We start from the raw sequence: 20,408 nt of genomic DNA on the forward strand, positions 1-20,408 counted from the left end.
TCCTCCAACATCCTCAGGATGCGACGCGTTCCAATGCGGCGCCCTGCTCTACCGCGAGAGAAATGGAGCGAAGCATCGTCGAGCGTGACTTTGCGCCGGACATCAGGAACGCGAGGTCAGAACCGCTCAGAATGAAACGCGCGCCCTTCTGCACATACGCACGCATCAGTGCTTCGTCGTACACGCCGCCCACGCCCGGCACCTTACCGTGGCGCGCGCAGGCGGCGCAAACCGTATCGATTGCGTCGCCAATACGCAGGTGGCCGAGTTGTCCCGTGATACCCAGGTCGGCCGCGAGATCGGTGGCGCCGACGAGCAGCACGTCGATGCCCTGCACCGCCGCGATCTCCTCGACGTTGGCGAGACCCTCTGCCGTTTCGATCATCGCCACGACGAGCACCTCATCGTTGATCGCACTGACCACGTCGGCGATCGGCAAAGCTTCGAAACCGACCTGCGGCAGCATGCCGGGTATCGACCGGCTGCCTGCCGGAGGGAACCGGCACATATCGGCAACGTGCCGCGCCTGCTCCGCCGTGCTGACGTGCGGCACCACGATACCCATTGCGCCGGTATCGAGCAGACGGGTGGCATGAAATGCCTCGTGGCCAGGCACACGGATGATCGGCGTGATGCCGCCCAACAGCGCGCCCGCGCAGATTTGAGCGGCCGTATCGACATCCATCGAGTTATGTTCCATGTCGATGAATAGCCAGTCGAAACCGGCGGTCCTGGCAATCTGCGCGATATCCACCGTGCGAGCCTGCCGAAGACCCATGCCGAGGGCGAGTTCGCCCGCTTGCAACCGTGCTTTCGCGTGATTCCTGATGCTTTGCATGATGTGCCTTCTGTCCAGGTCAGGCGCTGGCTTGACTTGCCTTCACAGGCTCGTCGTCGGCCAACTCCAGGTTGATGAATTTGGTGTCCAGATAGTCGCGGATCGCGTGCGGACCGCCTTCGCGTCCGAAGCCGCTGTCTTTGGAGCCGCCGAACGGCGTTTCCGCCACGGATGCGACGAAGGTGTTCACGCCGATCACGCCGGCCTGCAGACGCTCGGTGGTTTCCATGGTGTTGCGCATCGAACGGGTGAACACGTAAGCAGCGAGCGCGAATGGAAGGCGATTGGCCTCTGCGATGACTTCGTCGGTGGTTGCGAACGGCGTCAGTGTGCCGACCGGACCGAACGGCTCTTCATTCATCAGACGCGTGTGTGCGGCCGGATTCGCGACGAGCGTGGGCTCGTAGAACCATCCGCGTCCCTCTTGCGACGGGCGGCGGCCGCCGCACAACACCTGCGCGCCGTCCCTCACGGCTTCGTCGACCAGACGTTCGATCGCATCGCGGCGGCGCGACGTGGTGAGCGGCCCCAGATCGGTGCGCTGATCCAGCGGATCGCCCACCTTGAGCGCGTTCGAACGCTCGACCAGCGCTGCGGCGGTCTGCTCGAAAATCGATTCGTGTACGTAGAAGCGCGTCGGCGATGCGCACACCTGCCCGGCGTTGCGGAATTTGCCGAGGGCGGCGAGACGCGCGAACGCGTCGATATCCGCGTCGCGATGCACGATCACCGGCGCATGGCCGCCGAGTTCCATCGTGACTTTCTTCAGCGTCTGCGCGGACGCTTCGACGATTTGCCGGCCGACCGGCACCGAACCGGTGAAGCTGACCTTCGCAACCCGGGCATCGGCCATGATGACCGGCGTGATGTTCTCGGGCGCGCCGACCACGAGGTTCACCGCGCCTTCGGGGAAACCGGCATCGACGAAGCAGCGCACCAGTGACATCGTCGCGCCGGCGGCCTCGTTCGATGGCCGGATCACGAGCGCGTTGCCGGCGGCCAGTGCCGGCCCCATCTTGCGCGCGAGCAGCAGGAGCGGAAAATTCCACGGCGTGAAAGCCGCGACGACGCCGAGCGGTTCGTAGTGCACAAGATAGCGTCCTCCCTTGACGCGACTCTCATACGACATGCCGAAGACCCGGCGTGCTTCGTCGGCGAACCAGTCGACCGATTCCGCCGCCGCGTTCGCCTCGCCGATCGCTTGCGAGATCGGCTTGCCGGTTTCCAGCGCGACGATTCGGCCAAGCTGCGCGGCCCGCTCACGGATCAGAATGGCCGCCCGCCTCAATAGCGCCGAACGCTCCCACGGCGTGATTTTCAGCATGGCCTGCGAGCCGATGACCGCGGCATCGACCGCTTGCGTCACGTGCTCTTTGCTCGCGAGCGGAAGATGCCCGAGCGGCGCTTCGGTTGCCGGATTGATCGACAGTTGCCGGTCGACACCGGTTTGCGCCTGCCAGTGCCCGCCGATCAGCAAGCCGTGCTGGCTGTAGTGCTCCTCTAAATCCATGCCGTCTCCTCAATTGAGTTCAGGACGAATCGTCACCGGTGCCGCTGCTCGGGCATCGATCAAGAGCCGTCTTTGCGTACATCCTGTTTAAAAGTATCTACACCTTGACACCAATGTGTCAACACTTTTATAGTCGGTGTCAGCAGATAGCTCTCGATAGCCCGTAGCGCATCGAGTCGTAAAAAATGTGCCTCGGCGAGTCGGGCACGTCCATTTCATGGAGCGAGACAATGAATTCGTTTTCCCGTCGTGGTTTTCTCCAGCTCATCGGCACGGCATCCGCCGCCGCGCTCGGCGCCGGCGTCATTGCCGCTCCGGCGCGCGCGCAAGGAGCGGCGCAGTTCAAGCTGAAGTACGCGAACAACCTGGCGATCGCGCATCCGCTGAACGTGCGCGCCAAAGAGGCGGCGGAAGCGATCCGTCGGGAAACCGGCGGTCGCGTCGAACTCCAGATCTTTCCGAACGGCCAGATGGGTACCGACACGGACATGCTGTCGCAGGTGCGCTCCGGAGCAATCGACTTCCTGACGCAAGGCGGCACGGTTCTGTCCACGCTCGTGCCGGTTTCGTCAATTAACGGAATCGGCTTTGCGTTCAAGGACTACAACGAAGTGTGGACCGCGATGGATGGCGCACTTGGCGCGCACATCCGCGCGGCGATTTCGAAGGTGGGCCTCGTCGCGATGGACAAGGTTTGGGACAACGGCTTTCGCCATGTGACGAGTTCCATCAAACCGGTGCAGTCGCCCGCGGATCTGAAGGGCCTGAAGATTCGTGTACCGGTGAGCCCGCTTTGGACGTCGATGTTCAAGGCGTTCGATGCGTCGCCAACCAGTATCAATTTCAGCGAAACCTACTCGGCTCTGCAGACCAAGGTCGTCGACGCACAGGAAAACCCGCTTGCCCTGATTGATACGGGCCGCTTCTATGAGGTGCAGAAATACTGCTCCCTCACCGGTCACATGTGGGATGGCTTCTGGTTCCTCGCGAACGCGCGCTCATGGGGGAAATTGCCGCCGCAACTGCAAACGGTCGTTGCGAAGCATTTGAACGCCGCCGCCGTGAAACAGCGCGCGGACATCGCGTCGCTCAATTCCACGCTCGCGACGCAATTGCAAACCCGCGGCATGGTCTTCAACAAACCGGAAATCGAGCCGTTTCGCACAACGTTGCAAAAGGCCGGCTTTTACGACCAGTGGCGCAAAAAGTACGGCGACGAATCGTGGGCGCTACTCGAGAAGTACACGCAGAAGCTCGCATGAGAACGCACCGCTCACACGTGTCTGGAGAGGATGTCATGACTTCCCGAGTTTATCCGGAGCAGGTTCTAGCGAATGAATTGGACGGCGCCCAAATGTCCGCGGGTATAGCAAGGATCCCGCGCATCGGCGCCGCGCTCGAAACCGTCATTAAGTGGATCACCGAGGTGCCGGCCGCCGTGCTTCTGCTCGCCGAGGTCGGGTTGCTGCTCGCCAACGTCTCGTGTCGCTATTTATTGCACGACCCGATCATCTGGGGCGACGAGCTGGCATCCATCCTTTTCATCTGGCTTTCGATGCTCGGCGCGGTGATCGCGCTAAGGCGCGGCGAGCACATGCGTCTGACGATGTTTCTGGCGAAGATGCCGCCGTCGCGACGCGTGTTCGCCGAGACGCTCGGCAACGTCATCGTGATGACCTTCGTGTTGCTGCTGGTTCGCCCGGCTACCGAGTGGGCGCTGGACGAATGGATCATCACCACACCCGCGCTGAGCCTGCCGAACGCACTACCGGCGGCGGCGATTCCGGTCGGAGCAATCCTGATGCTCGTGCTTGCCGCGACCCGCCTGCTCGAACGCTCGACTCTGCGCGACTGCGCCGCCGCGTTCGCGCTCGTCGGCGGGATCGCGCTGGCACTGTATCTGGGCCGTAACGCGCTCGCACCGCTGACCGCCGTCAACCTGCTGCTATTTTTCGGCGTCGGCACGATCACGATCATCTGCCTTGGCGTGCCGATCATGGTCGCATTTGGCGTGTGCACACTCGCGTACCTCGCGACGGTCACCGACGCCCCGCTGACGATCGTGGTCAGCACGATGAGCCAGGGCATGTCGGGACTGATCCTGCTTGCGGTGCCGCTGTTCATTCTTCTCGGCTCGTTGATGGAAGCGATGGGCCTGGCGGAAGTGATGATCCGCTTTCTTGCCTCGCTTATCGGCCACAAGCGCGGAGGGCTGGCCTACGTGCTGGTAGGGGCGATGTATCTCGTCTCGGGGATTTCCGGTTCGAAAGTCGCGGACATGGCCGCGCTTGCGCCGGGCCTGTTTCCGGAAATGAAAAAACGCGGTGCGAACGAAGGCGACCTCGTTGCGATGCTCAGCGCCGCCGCGGCGATGTCCGAGACCATTCCGCCCAGTCTCGTGCTGATTACAATCGGCTCCGTCACGGGCGTATCGATTGCCGCGTTGTTCACCGGCGGCTTCATGCCCGCGGCGGTTGGTGCGGCAGCCTTGTGCGCGGTGATCTGGTACAAAAGTCGCAAGGAGAAACTCGAAGGCGTGGTGCGTGCCACCCGCGGCGAGATCGGCCGCACGCTGCTTGCCGCCGCGCCGGCGCTCGCGCTGCCGTTCGTGATCCGGGCGGCCGTGGTCGAGGGCGTCGCAACCGCCACGGAAGTGGCGACCATCGGCGTGGCTTACACTTGCATCGTCGGCTTGCTGATCTATCGGCGCTTCAAGTGGAACCGGCTGTATCCGATCCTCGTCGAAACCGTATCTTTGTCCGGTGCGATCCTGATCATCATCGGCTGCGCGACGGCGATGGGATGGGCGCTCACGCAGTCGGGCTTCTCGTCGCAACTGGCCACGCTGATGATGGCGATGTCCGGCGGCAAGTTTGGTTTCCTTGCGATCTCGGCGGTGACCTTCGTGATCCTCGGCAGCTTTCTGGAAGGCATTCCCGCGATCGTGCTGTTTGGTCCGCTCCTCTTTCCGGTCGCACACGCGATGGGGATCTCGGACGTGCATTACGCAATGGTGGTGGTTTTTGCAATGGGCCTCGGTCTGTTTGCGCCGCCGATCGGCCTCGGCTTTTACTCGGCATGCGCGGTCAGCAAAGTCGACCCGACCAAGGCGATGCGCCGCGTATGGCCATATCTCGGCGCGTTGGCGGTTGCGCTCCTCGTGATCGTTGCCGTGCCTTGGGTATCGACCGGATTTCTGCGCTGACAACCCGTGCAACATAGGATGCAATATGACATTGATGAGGGCCAAAGTCCCCAAAACCACGATCAGGCGCGGCGCGAAGAGCGCGACGTCGATCGCACTCGACAGCAAGGTCAACACTCGGGCACCGGAGGCGATCGCGTCCAAACTGGATGACGTCCGCGCGCAGGTACGGGCCATGATCCAGCGAGGCGAACTTCGCCCCGGCGAGCGCGTGAACGAACAGGCGCTTGCGCAACAGATCGGCGTTGGACGCAACTCGGCACGCGAGGCGCTGCGCGCGCTCGAACAGGCGGGACTCGTACGCATCGTTCCCAACCGCGGCGCCGAGGTGAGGCGCCTGTCGCTCGAAGAAGCCATGGACCTCTACGAGATCCGCGCGGGACTGGCGCGCACCGCGGGACGCCTCGCCACGCTGCGGATCACCGGCGAGGAAGAGCAAATACTCGCCAATCTCATCGAGCGGATGGAGGCGGCTGTCGTGGCTCGCGACGAACGTGAGTATCAGGCGCTGAACGACGAATTCCACCGCCACCTGTTGAACGCAACCAAGAACCCGCGTCTCATCAAAATCAACCAGGCCGTGGAAGAAGAACTGACGCTCTATATCCACAAGGGCGTCTATTCGTTCGCGCAGATGCAGCGCTCGGCGAAAGAGCACCGCGAGATTTTCGACGCACTGCGGACCGGACAGCCGGACCTTGCCGCACAGGCGTTCGAGATGCACGTACTGACCGGTAAAAAGCGCATGCTGGACACCGTTTCGACGGATGCTCAAGACCGCTGAATAAATTCGTCACTCCGACGAGCAAGAGGACCAACAGTTGAAAACCATCGTCGTCCTGGATCGCGCGACATTGCCCGCGAACCTGCCGCAGTTTTCCTTTGCCCATCAGTGGGTCGAGTATGCGTTCACGGAACCCGGGCAGGTGGTTGAACGCTGCCGCGACGCGCAGATCGTCATCACCAATAAGGTTCCGCTTACCCGCGAAGCGCTGCTGCAACTGCGTGAATTAAAACTGGTCGGTGTCCCCGCGGCCGGGGTCAACCACCTGCATCTCGCAACTTGCTCGGAGCGCGGCATCCCGGTCGTTGCATGCCCGGGCTACTCGACGCTATCGGTGCCGGAGCACGCGTTTGCGCTCATGATGGCACTGCGCCGCAATCTCGTCCCCTATTGGCGCGATGTCCATGCGGGCGGATGGAGCGGCTCGCCGACGTTCTTCGCGGAACTGCATCCCGTCTCCGACCTGTTCGGGTCTACGCTGGGAATCGTCGGTGCGGGGCACGGCGGGAAACGAATGGCGCAGTTGGCCGAAGCGTTCGGAATGCGGGTACTTTTCGCGGAACGCAGGAACGCCGCCACGGTTCGGCCCGGCTACACGGCGTTTACAGAGGTGTTGCGCGAAGCCGATATCATCAGCCTGCATTGCCCGCTGACCGACGACACGCGTCGCCTGTTCGCTCTGCCCGAGTTCGAACAGATGAAGCGAACCGCCTCGCTCGTCAACACGGCGCGCGGAGGCATCGTCGATGAAAGCGCCCTTATCGAAGCACTCGACCGCAAGCTGATCGCCAATGCGGCACTCGACGTTCTTGAAGAAGAACCGCCGTCGGCTGCGCATCCGTTGCTGTGCAATCCGCGGGCCGATCTGATCGTCACGCCACATGTCGCGTGGCGGACCGATGTGGCAATGACACGGCTGCTCACTCAACTGGAACAGGGAATCGAGCAGCACTTTGCGCGTGGCGCATAGCGAACAGTCAGCCGGCTTCGGCGATTTCCGCTTACGCGCTTCGCACAGCGTGACCTGGTTCTCGGTGATGCCGCGTTGCGCGAGTGATCGCGTCGCCGAATTAGCAACGTGTTTTCGTCGCAAAAAGAGCGTACCGCCGCATCAGGTTAGAAGCTGAACTTATAAATGGTACGATCCGATTTATCGACAGGAGCCGGTCGCGCCCGCGTATGCCGGCGAAAGTACGCCACTTCCCTGTTCGCCGGGGCATAATCTCCGAGCTCATTGTTCCGCTTCCCCTCATGAAGAAAAACGGCCCGACCAGAAACGTTTCCCGAACCGAACCATCGAACTCGCCCGATCAGCTGCTGGCCGACGTCGCATTTGCGCAGATCGAGGAAATGATCATCACACGCAAACTGCAGCCCGGTTCGATGATTTCCGAAAGCCAGCTCGCCGCCGATATGGAGATGGGACGCACACCGGTCCGCGAAGCATTGCAGAGGTTGCGACAGATCGGTTTCGTCGAAATGCTGCCCAGACGCGGCACGCTCGTCGCCGGCGTCGATATTCGCCAGCAGCTCGAGCTGCTCGAAGTCAGACGCCCGCTCGAGGAACTCGTCGTCCGCATGGCGGCGCTGCGCGCCACGCCGGAGGAGCGCGCGGACCTGAAGAGGCTCGCGCAGCAGATGATTACCGCGGCGAAACGCAACGATATGAAGGCATGGATCACGACCGGCGGGGAAATCCACGACGCGGAAGTGCGCGCGACTCACAACAGTATGCTGATCACCAGCATGCTGCCGATTCACGCGCAATCGCGGCGCTTCTGGTATCACCACATCGCGCAGAATCGCGCATACGTCGAAGGGGCGCAGTTGCACTCGAACGTGTTGACTGCTATTGCCGACGGAGACAGCGACCGGGCCGCCGCGGCTGCCCAGCAATTGATGCAGTTCATCGAGCGCTTTACCCGCTCTACGCTCGACACCTTCTAACGCAACGATGCAGGAAAGCGTGCAAGACGCTTCCCTGCTCTATTAATTCCCGCTCCAGCCGGCAGTAAGAGCCCGGCTCCGGATCTTACTCAACCTGTCGCTGCCGAAGCTTGAGGCCACCGGCTGCGGTCTCGACATCCTCACGCGGAGCAGTCACAAACACTGCCACCGCGATCGCCCCTGCCAACGCCACGCCCCCGCTCAACAGAAACGCGCTTTTGAATACGTGCGTCCATTGCACGAGGAAACCCGTGATAATCGGTGCGAGAATCCCGGCGGTATTCGCGAGCAGGTGCATGAAGCCGCCCACGCCGCCCATCCGCTCAGGTTCGACGGTATCGAGAATGATCGCCCAGTACACGCTGAGCGTGAGATTCATGAAGAATACAGTCGTGCCCATCAGAGCAACCGCCGCGCCGACGCTACTTGCCGTGCCCGCGATCGCAACGCACACCGCCGCGACCAGCAAGCCGCCCACGATCACGATCTTGCGCGACTTCAGTGCATCGCCGGTCCAGCGATAAATCATGTCGGACGTGAGGCCGCCGAGCGCAATCCCCGCGAAACCCAGCAACCACGGAATGACGTTGACGATGCTCATCGACGACAGACTCAGGTGCCGCTCCATCATCAGATAGCTCGGGAACCACGAGAGGAAGAAGTACAGAATATAGGCATAACCGAAGTACGCGAGCGAAGTGGCCCAGATCGTCGGGCTCGTCAGATAATGACCCAGCGACATCTTCGGCAACGCTTTGGATTCCGTATGATCGACCTTCGCCTGCATCGAAGGCGAGACCATGCCGCGCGCCCAGCGATTGTGCTCGGGCCGGTCAGTCGAAAAGATCGACCACATCAGCACCCACAGCAGCCCGAACGCACCGATCACGATAAACGGAATGCGCCACCCCCAATGGAGCGCCATCAGTCCGACGATCGGCCCGGCGAGCGCGGCGCCCAGTTGCAGGCCCGAATTCGCGAAACCAACGGCCGTGGTCTGCTCCTTGCGCTCGAACCAGTTGCTGATGATCTTGCTCGTGCAGGTCGCCAGCGGTCCTTCGCCTGCGCCGAATATGACGCGGATCACCAGCAGGCTCAGCAGGGTCGACGCTGCCGCGGTCAGTCCACAGAAAATCGACCACAGACCGATCGCAACGATCAGTACCCGCTTGGCGCCGAAGCGGTCCGCCGCATAACCGCCGACAAAGCAGAACAACGCATAGCCGACAAAGAACGCGCTAAAGACAATGCCGAGATGGGCGGCATCGAGCTGAAGATCCTTGGCAATAAGCGGTGCGGCAACCGAGAGCGCTGCGCGGTCGAGATAGCTGATTGCACACGCAAGAAACAGCATGAAAACAATAAACCAGCGGTACTTCATGATTGTCTCCTCCTGATCCGCATCGGTGATCGGGATGGTTGGGCGGTTATCGACGCCGCGCGCCCGCGCGGCGTTGTACAACCTTGTTATTGAGTCTGGCGTGGTGCCCGGTCGGAGGCAATTTCTGCCGCACGTAACCGGAGCGGCCACGCCATTGCCGGTGCCGTTCTAGCCTTCGACGGCAGCTTCGGTCTGGTGAGCGACGTTGTCGATGAACAGCGATTCATGCATGAGCGGCAACGGGTCGAGGATATGAGCGGGCCGGAACGCCATCAGATCGAGTACGTCGCGGCGCACGTCGACGCCCGGAGCAACTTCGGTCAGCACGAGGCCGGCTGTGGTTTGCTCGAATACCGCGCGTTCGGTCACGACCAGTGCGCTCTGCCCCGTTGCCACGCCATTCGCGACCGGATAGGTTCGGCTTTGCACCGTATCGACGAACTTGCTGACCTTGCCCTCTTTCACGATCCGCATACGGCCCGCGTCGTAAGCGATATCGAGCCCGCCGGTCGTGAATGAGCCCGTAAATACGAGCCGTTGCGCATTCATCGCGATATCGATGAAGCCGCCCGCGCCCGGGTTCACCTTGCCGAATTTGCTGACGTTGACCGTGCCATGCGAATCGTATTCGGCGAACGCGAGTGCCGCGAACCGGCACAATCCCCCGTCGATCACGTCGAATTGCGTGACGCCATCGAGCAGCGCCTGGGGCCGAAGATTCGCCGAAAACTGCCAGCCGTTCATGACGATACCACCGTAAGAACCGTGCTCCGTCGTGAACCAGTAGTCGTGCGGGCGATTCTCCAGATCGAGGAGGCCCTGCTCCGCCATGATGAGCGGCACGTCCGCTGCCGCGCCGAAGCCGAAAATCGACAGCTCGTGCTTGCGAACTTCGAGCGCCGCGCGACGCGCGATGACCTTGTCCGGGCCGAACGGAATCGCCGGCAAACGCGTCTGCACACCGGCCGGCCGCAGATATGACTCGTCGTACGGCGTATCGGTGCTCATCATCATGTGCGGATCGACGACGAGCGAGTCGACGAACATCCCCGGCAGGCGCACCGACGTCGCCGCACGCTCGCTACCGGGCACGATGCGGCGAACCTGCGCGATCACCCGCCCGCCGCTTGCCTTCGCCGCCAGCGCGAGCGCGAGGCTTGCGGAAACCAGCGGTTCGTCTTCGAACGAAAGATTGCCGAATTCGTCGGCGCTGCTGGCCCGGATGATCGCGACATCGATCGGCCAGCTCGGATAAAACAGCAGGTCTTCGTTGTTCAGCCGGATCTTCTGGATGAGATCGTCCTCGCAGCGGCTGGTGAACTTGCCGCCGCCGTGCTCTGGGTCCGCATAGGTGCCGAGCCCGACGCGCGTCATATAGCCGGGACTTCTGCGCGCGACTTCACGCAGCCAGTGCATCGATGCACCGATCGGCCACGAATACGCCTCGATCCGGTTCTCCTGAATCAATCGCATCAACGCGGGGCGCTCGCCGGTTTTCGGATTGACCGGGTTAATGTAGGAACCCGAAACGATGCGCTTCATCAAGCCTTCCTGCGCGACGTGATCCATCCCGCGGATATCGACTGCATCACCGGTACCGCACGGGAAGTAAAACGTCAGATTGCGCGGTGCGCCCGTTTCGCGAAATCGCTTGCCGATCGCCGCGAGCGTCGCATCCGGCACAACCCAGCCGATAACGCCGACCGATGCGACGCTCTGGCCGTCCTGAATCGAAGCGACGGCCTGTGCCGCCGACATGATTTTCGTCATCACTTCACCTTGAATTTCGAAAAGATTGCCTTGGCCGCGCCGCCTTCGCAGTTACGTGCGAAATGTCGTGAAGCCAGATTGTCGAGACGCTCGCCGTCGAGCGAGACGAAAGGTTCGAAGAATTGCTTTGTCGATGCCACCGCGGCAGGCGGCAGCGCGGCAAGCCGCTTCGCGAGCGCGAGCGCCTGCTGGTCAGCGGCACCCGGTTCGCTCAGATAGTCGGCAATACCGAGGCGGTGCGCTTCGACGCCATCCATTGGATCGGCCGCCCAGGTAAGCAGGCGCGCACGCACCGGCCCCACGCGGGCCAGGAGTGCCTGCAGACCCCAGGGCGGCAGCCAGCCGTTCGGCACTTCGGGAAGATGCCAGCGCACATTGGATGCGCTCACAACGATATCGCACGAGATCGCCAGCACGAAGCCACCACCCAGTGCGAAACCTTCCACCGCGGCGATCACCGGCTTCGACAGACTCGCAATCGAACGTGCGACGCGCGCGGTGTCCGACTCGGAATCGCACATCTGCTGAATCGACATCGTCGCGAGTTCTTTCAGGTCACTGCCCGAACAGAAAGCAGGTGCTGCGCCCGAGAGCACAATTGCACGCACTTCCGGATCGCGGTCGGCCTGCTGCAATGCCTGCCCGAGTTCGTCGATCGATTTGCCGTCGAGCGCATTGCGCCGTTCGGGCCGGTTCAACGTCAGGTGACGGACCTCACCCATGTTCACGCTAATCACTTACATCCCTCCTTGTAGACCTTTTCAGTCGCTGTCTCTCAGTTACAGATGTGCACCGTCGCGCCCAAGTGCATGACGTATTGCCTGCGGATCGACCCGACGGGGTTCGATGCCCTGCCGTACGGCAAGGGTGGCGGCATGACCGATCGCATGGCCGTATGAAAAGCACTGCGCCGTGACGCGGGCAGACGCCACCGCTTCATGTTCCGCGGACAGACACCGTCCCGCGACAAGCAGCCCCTCACCGCGCGACGGCACGAAACAGCCGTAGGGCACTTCGTAGTAGTCGTCGAGCACCCACTCCACCTTCGGCTTTGCTCCCGCGTGCAATTCGATCGGCCACGGCGAACGCGCGATACCGTCGGAGAACTTCCGCGCGCCGACCACATCGCTATTCATCAGCTTTGCGACACCTTCGACTTGCCGCGTCTGGCGCACGCCGACCTGAACCGCGGTGTCGTTGATGTAAGCGTCCTCGCAGCCTGCTACGTAATCCTTAAGAAATTGGGCATACGCATGAACCTGTTTTCTGCCGTTCAATTCACCTTCGGTGAAATCGTCGTAGAAAAGCGGGTTGAGTTCGCGACCGTCGGAGCCTGTGATGCGCGTACAGTTGCAGAGGAGTTCGCCACGACGTGTCGTCGGAAAGAGCCAGATTTTCGAGCGCGGCAGGTTGTCTCCGGCGAGCTGACGTTCGCGCAGCAGCGCCGAAATCGCTTCGCCCATGATCGTGTCGTCGCCGTAAGCGTCGGTAAAGCGCGCGACGTTCACGCCCTGCAACCTGAAAATCATCGTCGGATTCTGCACGCGAGTACCGTCGCCGATGAAGCTATCAAGGCCGGCCATCGCGACGAGGTCGGCGTCGCCGCTGGCGTCCACGGTGACACCAGCGCGAATCGTCAACGGCCCCTGCTTGGTCCACGCCGTCACTCCTTCGACCCGCTCGTTGCCGTCCAGCAATACACCAGTTGCAACCGCGTGATAAATGACCTTGACTCCCGACGCTTCCAGCAGGCTGTCGGCCGTATCGCGCCAGACCAGCGGGTCATGAACGCGCGTCCAGGTTTTCCCGTAGCGTACCGGCGCGGCCAGACCGCCACGCTGCTCCAGCGCATCGCAGAACTCTTTCGCAAAGCCGGCGACGATCGCCTCCGGTTTCGCGCCCGCCCGCTCGGTCGCGAGGTACATGCCGCACACCGTTCCCGAAAGTCCGGCAACTGCACCGCCACCGCAAAAACCATAGCGTTCTAGCAGGATCACCTTGAGCCCCTGCCGGCTCGCGGTAACGGCCGTTGCGACGCCCGCCGCGCCCCCACCTGTCACGAGTACGTCGCATTGAAGTCCGTCAACAGACCGGACGTCGATTCCCGAATTTCGCATCTGTCACTCCCATTGTCGTCAACTGACATATCAGTTGACGACATTTGTACCGAGACGAAATTAGTCTGTCAATGATGAAGGCAGCAAGTGAGAGACGGCGGCAATGGAATAGACGCCCCAGGTGCCAGACGGGACGGGGGTTTGCAGGCGAAGAGACCCGCAGAGCCGTGGTTTTCCCTGGTTCAGGCTGGCTCAATAAATCACTTAGCCAAAGAGTCCCGTGCTCTTTGACGTGCGCAAAGTTTTATTCGGCTAAGAAGCGCTTCTGTATGCGTCGGTTCACGCGTTCAGTAGAACTTCGCGAATGATGCGCTTGATGTATTGCTAGACCCGTGGTGCTAGGCAGTGCCCGGTGGCTGCCATTCAAAGCTGGGCTGTCAGTGCTACCGCGATGGGATAGCGCCTCGAATTTGTTGGCCCGGTTCGAGTCAGCGAAAGTAGACCTTACACGTCCCGAAAGAGGCGCCGTTCGTTGTTCCTCACAGTGGTACTCAAGCGTCCGCACTCGAAAACGAACGTTGACCGCGATCGAAAGCTTGCCTACCCTGTGGCGCACCCGCTATTCCTCAGACGATACAGGCTTCGCGCTACACCCCGATACTGCTCTCATGACGAACCCCGATTCCAGGAATTTGCCTACTCGTTGGACTACCCTTTGGCTCGAGGTTCGTAAATACCTGCTTTCAGGGCGTCGCATCGTTGAAGACTCGTTTGTGCCCGACCTGAGGCGATGGCGGCATGGACGGGCGCTGATCGATGCACCCATCGTTGCCCAGATCCGCAGCCCGTTATGGGACGAGGGACGTCCGGACGAGTTCCTGCTCCTCGCGGGCAAGGTGGAGAACCTTCGGATTGCCCGAGCCGCATTCCATGCTATCGAGGTGCCGCCGGGTGGCATCATGAGTTTCTGGCAGCAGCTCGGCAGGCCGGTTCGTCGGCGCGGCTTCGTACTTGGGCGCGAAATTCGGCATGGTTGTGTAGTACCCGCGATCGCCGGCGGCATTTGCCAGATTTCCAATGCGTTGCTGCGCTGTGCGCTTCAGGCGGGTCTTGAGGTTGTCGAGCGGCATTCGCACAGTGCGACGATTCAGCCCGGCGATAGCACTCCTACAGATCGCGACCAGGCCGATGCCACAGTTTCGTGGAACTATGTCGATCTGCGCTTGCGCGACGATCACGCGTGGCGTATCGAACTGGAAATTGGCTCCGACGAAATGGCACTCACCATCCGCTCGCGCCGCCCGGAATGCAACATTCCGCAACGATCTGCAAGTCAACGCTCGTTTCCAATTCACCATTCAGGAACACGGCCCACGGCACGCAGTTGTTTGACCTGCCAGCAGATTAGCTGTCACCAGCACCGGCCGGATCTTGCCGGAAGCGAGTCGCGCTTTACGACAGAAGCATGGCTGCTGGACAGTTCCGTTCGAACACCTGAATTTCAAAAGTACCTTGATGAACGCGGTGCGGATACCCCACGTGTCGTCCTCAAGTCGCCGACTCATCATGTTGGCGCGTTCCGACCCAAAAGCGTGCTGATCGCGGCGTACTGGCGCTGGCGTTTCCGGTTTCCCGGCCGCCACGGCATCCATGCGCGGCGACTCGATCATGCCGAGTCGCTCGCGCGTGCCTATGCGCGGACCTTGGCGCCGCAGCATGTCCGACTGATCGTCAGTCAAACCCTGCTGCCTTTTCTTTGGGAGCTTGGAGTACTCGCGGGGCGCCGCTATGAAGTCCTCGCGCACGCTCTTCCCATGCGTGAAATCGAGTGCCGGCTCGATCGCGCTAACCGGCTGTGGCCCACCGAGTCCAGCCTCGCAATGTTTAGAGCTCCGGACGATCTCGTCCGCGCGGAATTGGCGGCACTTCGACATGCTGCCCGGATCGTCACTGCGCACCCCGAAGTTGCGGCTGAAATCGCCAAATTGCGGCAGGAACCGGCGGACGGGGCACGAATAAGCGTTCTGCCATGGGTCCTTCCTGCGCATCAGCCTATGCCGGCCGTCCCGGAAGATCGCAGTCGAAGAAAGATTGTGGTCATGCCCGCCAGTGCGTTGGCGCGTAAAGGAGCTCGCGAACTGGCTGAAGCCCTGCGCGGCTTGCCTTGTGAGCTTTGGGTATTAGGTACTGTCCCGCAGTCATGGTTTTCAGCCGTGAAGCCTGATGTTGTGAAGTCCATTGACCCACAGGAAGACTGGCTCGCACATGCCACGGTCGTCGTGCTTCCCGCGCATGTCGAGCATTCGCCTCGAGCCGCGCTGACTGCGATCGCTGCCGGGTTACCCGTCGTGGCAAGCACTGCTTGTGGACTGGACGGACTGCCTGGGGTGACGTCGGTGCCCGCCGGTGACGTCGAGGCTCTGCGTCGCGCCCTCTCCCCTTATCTGAGCGGCGCAGACGAGGCGTGCGCCCTCGACATCGAATAACCGTCGCCACCGCTTTGACAGGTCATCGGCGATTGACGGCGCTCGCGTCAGGCAATCGCCGACACCCCAACGCCCCCCGCCAATTCAACCGTCACCTCGTCCCGCTCCCGAAACGGCGCCAGCGTAGCTTCGTCCGCCAGTGCCGACGTGATGAGCCGCCAGTCACGCAGCAGCGGCGTCCAGTGCTGCTGACGCGCGCGGCCAAGTTTGGTCGAATCGGCGAGCACGATCACCTCCGCGGCGCGGGCGATGATGCACTCCTTCAGCCACGCCTGCTGCGCCGATGCCTCGCACAAACCGAATTCCGCCACCACGCCGTCGGCGCCGAGGAATGCCACATCGATCGTGAGCCGGCCCAAGGTGAGCTCGGCAATCGGCCCGAGCGTACTCATACTCGTGCTGCGCAACTCGCCGCCGATCAGCGTAAGCCGTACGCCCGGCGCGTTCGCGAGCGCCATCACCGCGAGCAGGTTGTTGGTGACGACATGCAGATCCGCACGCGTCGACAGATGGCGCGCAAGCGCGGCGCAGGTGGTGCCGCCGTCGAGCAGCACGGTCGCGCCTTCGCGAACATGCGCGGCGGCCGCCTGCGCAATCGCCTCCTTCTGTTCGCGTTGCGCGCCCTTGCGCTCCTCGAGCGACGCTTCCGGCTCGTGCATACCGACCTGCGCCGTTGCGCCGCCGTAAGTACGCACGAGTCGCCGCTCTTTTGCGAGCACCGTCAGGTCGCGCCGGATCGTCGCTTCCGACACCTCCAGCGCGGCGCACAACTCCTCGACGCTGGCGTCGCGTGCCCTGACAAATTCAAGAATGGCCTGATGGCGTTCGATGGTCTTTTTCACTTCGTCAGCGGCGTCTCAAGGGGGTTCGATTCTACCCGACCCACTGAAGCACCTCAGCGTTGCTTCAGTGACGGCGCGTCGCCAGCTCCGCGCCCTGGCGCAACGCTTCGAGCATGCTGCCTTCGTCGACGATACCCTTGCCCGCGATATCGAACGCCGTGCCGTGATCGACCGACGTGCGGATCACGTCGAGCCCCACCGTGACGTTCACGCCGGCTTCGAGGCCGAGCACCTTCACCGGACCGTGCCCCTGATCGTGATACATCGCGACGACCAGATCGAAGTCGCCGCGGCCCGCGCGGAAGAACAGCGTGTCGGCCGGCAGCGGACCGGTCACGTCGAGGCCTTGCTCCTGCAGCAGCTTGACCGCCGGGATGATCTTTTCTTCCTCTTCGCCATAACCGAACAGGCCGTTCTCACCCGCATGCGGATTGATCCCGCACACGCCGATGCGCGGCTTAGCGATGCCCGCCTTCACGAGCGTCGCGTTGCCACGCTCGATGGTCCGTTGCACCAGACCCGGCTCGATCTTGCGGATCGCGTCGATGATGCCGATATGCGTCGTCACGTGAATCACGCGCAGTTGCGGCGCGACGAGCATCATCGATACTTCGTCGACGCCCGTCAGATGCGCGAGCATTTCCGTATGCCCCGGATACTTGTGGCCGCCCGCGTGCAGCGCTTCCTTGTTCAGCGGCGCGGTGCAGATCGCATCGATAACGCCCGCCTGCGCGAACTGCGCGGCGCGCTTGATGTACTGGTACGCGGCATCGCCGGCCACCGCGGACAGTTGCCCGAACGGCAGGTCGTCGGGAATTAGCCCGAGGTCGATACAGTCGATCGTGCCCTGCTCGTAGCGCGCCTGCGCGGGATCGTCGATGCGGCGGATTTTCATCTGGCCGCCGACGATCTCGTTGGCGAGTTCGAGGCGCTTCGCGTCGCCGATCACGAGCGGACGGCATTGCGCGTAGACCGACTGATGCGCGAGGCTCTTGACGACGACTTCAGCGCCGACGCCAGCCGCATCGCCCATCGTGATGCCGATAACAGGAAGGTAGTTGCTCATGATGTGATCTCGTTATGCCTCAGGGTTTGCTGCTTGTTTCATTCACGGACATCAGCGCGGTGCGACGCCCGGTTCGGTTTCGTTACGCAAGGTCAGCCATGCCGCGTACAACGCGTGATCGGTGCCGAATGCACCGGCCTTCGTGACGATGCCGGGGCAATGTTCGCGCGCGCCGCCGAGCGGACGCGCGACGGCGACACCGGCCTCGACCTCGGCCAGCAGTTGCAGATTGCCGATTTGCGCGGCCGCGAGCATCGCGCGCGCGGTCTCGCCGCCCGTCGCGATCAGACCGCCCGCCTTCGTGAAGTGCGGCGCGACGAGTTGCGCGAGCGCGGCCGACAGTTGCATCCCTTCCGCGGGATCGAAGCTGTCGTCGCGTCCGATGCGCAGTAGCAGATCGCAACCGGCGCGCAGCGACACGGCGATCTGCTGCTGCAACGCATTCCAGTCGGAATGGCTGGCACCGGAGCGCAGCACGGCCGGCGGCACGATCAGTTCCTCGACGCCACCACGCTCGCGCAGCAACGCGCACTGGCGCTCGCTGACCGCGGACAGACTGCCGACGAGGATCAGGATCGGTCCACCCGGAAATGCGGCGTTGTTCGCCGCGTAACCTGCACCGCCGTGTGCCCCGCCGTCTGCCCCGCCGTCTGCCCGCTCACGCGTCTCGAGCGCCGCGATCTCGCGCGCCAGACCGCCGGAGCCGACCCAGAAAAACGGCGCGCGGCTACGCAGGCTGGCCGTTGCCAGCGTGCGCAGCGCCTGCTCGGTCTGCGTGTCGACGACCAGCGCCTGCACGCCGCGCGCGGCCATTGCATCGATACGCATCGCCAGCTCGTGCGGCTGCTCGCGCAGCGCTTCAGCGTCCAGCCACTGCGTGAGCAGACCCGCCAGCGTCAGCTGCGTGGCGATATCGGCGGACACGCCCGCATGTTCGAGCTTCCAGGTGGCCGTCGTTTCGAGCGGCTCGCCGTGGACGAACACGCGGCCGCCCCGCACCGTGCGACCCATCGCCGGAAACGCGGGCGCGACGATCGCCATGCCGGCGAGCGGCTGCAGGCCCGCGACTTCGGCCGCCCAGTTGCCGCGCAGCGTCGAATCGATTTTCTTGTACAGCCGCTGGTCCCACGAGCTCATCTCCGCATACGCGGCGCGGGTTCGCGCGGCGGCGGCATCGGGCGTCAGACGGCGCGTATCGGTGTCGACGGCGATCGTGTCGACGCCTTCATGCACCGGCTCACGCGTCGCCTGCAGCGTGACAACCGTGCGATGCCCGGCGTGCGCAAAACCGATCGCGCAGTCCGCGGCACCCGACAGGTCGTCCGCGATGATCAAAAATTTCATCGCGCGAGCCCCGGGCGATTCTCCGCGCGGATCCGCTCCTGGCGCTGCTGATACCGCTTCGCGATCGACGCGGTCAGGATCGGCGACAGGATCGCCGTCACGACCACGCAGGCGGCGACCAGCAGGGTCGCGCTCTTGGCCGCTTCGTTGTACACGGGATTGGCCGCGGCGACGAGCGCCGGCACGGCGGCCGCATTGCCCGCGGTATTGGCGGCGGCCACGCCCGCGACACCGGTGCCGCCCGTCAGACGGTCGGCGAAATACAGCGGAATGCCGGTCACGATCACGACAGCGATGCCCAGACCGATTCCAAGCAGGCCCGCCTGCCACACCTTGTGCAGATCGAGCCCGGCGCCGAGCGCCAGCGCGAAGAACGGAATCATGACCGGCACGGCCTTCGCGAGGAAGTCGCGCATGTCGCGATCGAGGTTGCCGAGCAGCATGCCGAGCGCGAGCGGCAGGATGCTGCCGACCAGCGTTTGCCACGGAAACGCGGACAGGCCGGCGACGCCGAGCGTGACCATCGTCAGGAACGGTCCCGATTCGAGCGACATCAGCGTATAGGCGCCGACGTCTTCCGATCTGCCGTACTGGCCCATCAGCGCCATATAGAGACCGCCGTTCGTGTCGTTCATCGCCGCGACGACCGCAAGGGTCGAGATGCCGGCAAAGAGCCCCGATGAAATCGGCTGTTCGCCGAGCAGGCGGCCGAGAATCACGCCGACGATTATCGCCGCGCCGACCTTCGTGACGAGCAGCGCGCCGCCCTTCTTCAGCAGATACGGCGTCGCCTTCACGCTGATGCTCGCCCCCATGCACACATAGAAGACGGCGAGGATCGGCAGCGCGCCCGTGAACAGCGCATTGGTGAACGAGCCGAAGAATTTCGGCATGCCGGGCAGGAACGTCGCGACCATCGAGCCGATCAGCAAAGGCACGATCATCATGCCGCCGGGAACGCGCTCGATCGAGCGTTTAATGGGAATCTGGACCATGCATGTCTCCTGGCGTTATTCGGCGCGTTGATTGTTCCGCGCACGGAAGCTATGTCGAAGTGATCGAATCGATCATGCCGGAGTGTAATGCTCGCGGACGGAATGCGCAAATCAATCACCAAGATGATCGCCGCGATCATCTTGGTGATTGATGAGGAGTTAAACGGGGACAGGAAGGCTGGA

The 20,408-nt window shown here is 62.8% G+C and carries 16 protein-coding genes; 6 read left to right on the forward strand and 10 right to left on the reverse strand.

Features of this window, described 5'->3' with window-relative positions:
• Positions 1–13: 13 nt before the first annotated feature.
• Together BTH42_RS23375 and BTH42_RS23380 are read right to left on the reverse strand one after the other, a co-directional pair.
• Positions 14–838 (reverse strand): HpcH/HpaI aldolase/citrate lyase family protein, encoded by an 825-nt coding sequence (locus BTH42_RS23375; protein ID WP_075303538.1) that lies wholly within the window; start codon positions 836–838, stop codon positions 14–16.
• A gap of 19 nt (positions 839–857) precedes the next feature.
• Entirely contained in the window at positions 858–2,348 is a 1,491-nt protein-coding gene (locus BTH42_RS23380) for an NAD-dependent succinate-semialdehyde dehydrogenase (protein WP_083654877.1), read from the reverse strand.
• Positions 2,349–2,578: 230 nt separating this feature from the next.
• On the opposite strand from BTH42_RS23380, the gene BTH42_RS23385 reads away from it, so the two are divergent.
• The 5 genes from BTH42_RS23385 (at position 2,579) to BTH42_RS23405 (ending at position 8,284) form a co-directional block, all read left to right on the forward strand.
• Positions 2,579–3,610 carry a TRAP transporter substrate-binding protein gene (locus BTH42_RS23385; RefSeq protein WP_075303539.1) on the forward strand — a complete coding sequence of 344 codons (1,032 nt, stop codon included), beginning with the start codon at positions 2,579–2,581 and terminating at the stop codon, positions 3,608–3,610.
• A 92-nt stretch (positions 3,611–3,702) separates the two neighbouring features.
• Positions 3,703–5,553 carry a TRAP transporter large permease subunit gene (locus tag BTH42_RS23390; RefSeq protein WP_075303540.1) on the forward strand — a complete coding sequence of 617 codons (1,851 nt, stop codon included), beginning with the start codon at positions 3,703–3,705 and terminating at the stop codon, positions 5,551–5,553.
• Positions 5,554–5,578: 25 nt separating this feature from the next.
• Entirely contained in the window at positions 5,579–6,337 is a 759-nt protein-coding gene (locus BTH42_RS23395; protein ID WP_256702175.1) for a GntR family transcriptional regulator, read from the forward strand.
• 37 nt (positions 6,338–6,374) lie between these two features.
• Positions 6,375–7,307, forward strand: a complete 933-nt coding sequence (locus BTH42_RS23400) for a D-2-hydroxyacid dehydrogenase (protein WP_075303541.1) — start codon at positions 6,375–6,377, stop codon at positions 7,305–7,307.
• A gap of 209 nt (positions 7,308–7,516) precedes the next feature.
• Positions 7,517–8,284, forward strand: coding sequence for a GntR family transcriptional regulator (locus tag BTH42_RS23405; protein ID WP_083654879.1), 768 nt, complete (start codon positions 7,517–7,519; stop codon positions 8,282–8,284).
• 85 nt (positions 8,285–8,369) lie between these two features.
• Here BTH42_RS23405 and BTH42_RS23410 read toward each other — a convergent pair whose 3' ends face one another.
• The 4 genes from BTH42_RS23410 to BTH42_RS23425 form a co-directional block, all read right to left on the reverse strand.
• Positions 8,370–9,665, reverse strand: a complete 1,296-nt coding sequence (locus BTH42_RS23410) for an MFS transporter (protein WP_075303603.1) — start codon at positions 9,663–9,665, stop codon at positions 8,370–8,372.
• 168 nt (positions 9,666–9,833) lie between these two features.
• The gene (locus BTH42_RS23415) at positions 9,834–11,435 is read right to left on the reverse strand and encodes a CoA-transferase (RefSeq protein WP_075303543.1); all 1,602 of its coding nucleotides are present in this window, start codon (positions 11,433–11,435) and stop codon (positions 9,834–9,836) included.
• Positions 11,435–12,172, reverse strand: coding sequence for an enoyl-CoA hydratase/isomerase family protein (locus BTH42_RS23420; RefSeq protein ID WP_218642017.1), 738 nt, complete (start codon positions 12,170–12,172; stop codon positions 11,435–11,437). The genes BTH42_RS23415 and BTH42_RS23420 overlap by 1 nt, the downstream gene beginning before the upstream one ends.
• A 42-nt stretch (positions 12,173–12,214) precedes the next feature.
• Entirely contained in the window at positions 12,215–13,552 is a 1,338-nt protein-coding gene (locus BTH42_RS23425) for an FAD-dependent oxidoreductase (RefSeq protein WP_075303545.1), read from the reverse strand.
• A 608-nt stretch (positions 13,553–14,160) separates the two neighbouring features.
• Here BTH42_RS23425 and BTH42_RS23430 point away from each other — a divergent pair.
• Positions 14,161–15,978, forward strand: coding sequence for a VanW family protein (locus BTH42_RS23430; protein WP_075303546.1), 1,818 nt, complete (start codon positions 14,161–14,163; stop codon positions 15,976–15,978).
• A gap of 47 nt (positions 15,979–16,025) precedes the next feature.
• Here the strand turns inward: BTH42_RS23430 and BTH42_RS23435 are convergent, their stop codons facing one another.
• The 4 genes from BTH42_RS23435 to BTH42_RS23450 all read right to left on the reverse strand — a co-directional run bounded on the left by BTH42_RS23435 (position 16,026) and on the right by BTH42_RS23450 (position 20,225).
• Complete coding sequence (locus BTH42_RS23435; RefSeq protein ID WP_075303547.1) at positions 16,026–16,820, reverse strand: DeoR/GlpR family DNA-binding transcription regulator; 795 nt, start codon at positions 16,818–16,820, stop codon at positions 16,026–16,028.
• Between the two features lie 64 nt (positions 16,821–16,884).
• The gene (gene pdxA / locus BTH42_RS23440) at positions 16,885–17,886 is read right to left on the reverse strand and encodes a 4-hydroxythreonine-4-phosphate dehydrogenase PdxA (RefSeq protein ID WP_075303548.1); all 1,002 of its coding nucleotides are present in this window, start codon (positions 17,884–17,886) and stop codon (positions 16,885–16,887) included.
• Positions 17,887–17,937: 51 nt separating this feature from the next.
• Positions 17,938–19,230: a four-carbon acid sugar kinase family protein gene (locus BTH42_RS23445; protein ID WP_075303549.1), complete on the reverse strand. Its 1,293-nt coding sequence runs from the start codon at positions 19,228–19,230 to the stop codon at positions 17,938–17,940.
• Entirely contained in the window at positions 19,227–20,225 is a 999-nt protein-coding gene (locus tag BTH42_RS23450) for a 2-keto-3-deoxygluconate permease (RefSeq protein ID WP_075303550.1), read from the reverse strand. The genes BTH42_RS23445 and BTH42_RS23450 overlap by 4 nt, the downstream gene beginning before the upstream one ends.
• Positions 20,226–20,408 lie beyond the last annotated feature (183 nt).

This window comes from Burkholderia sp. SRS-W-2-2016 (assembly GCF_001931485.1).
Taxonomy (GTDB): Bacteria; Pseudomonadota; Gammaproteobacteria; order Burkholderiales; family Burkholderiaceae; genus Paraburkholderia.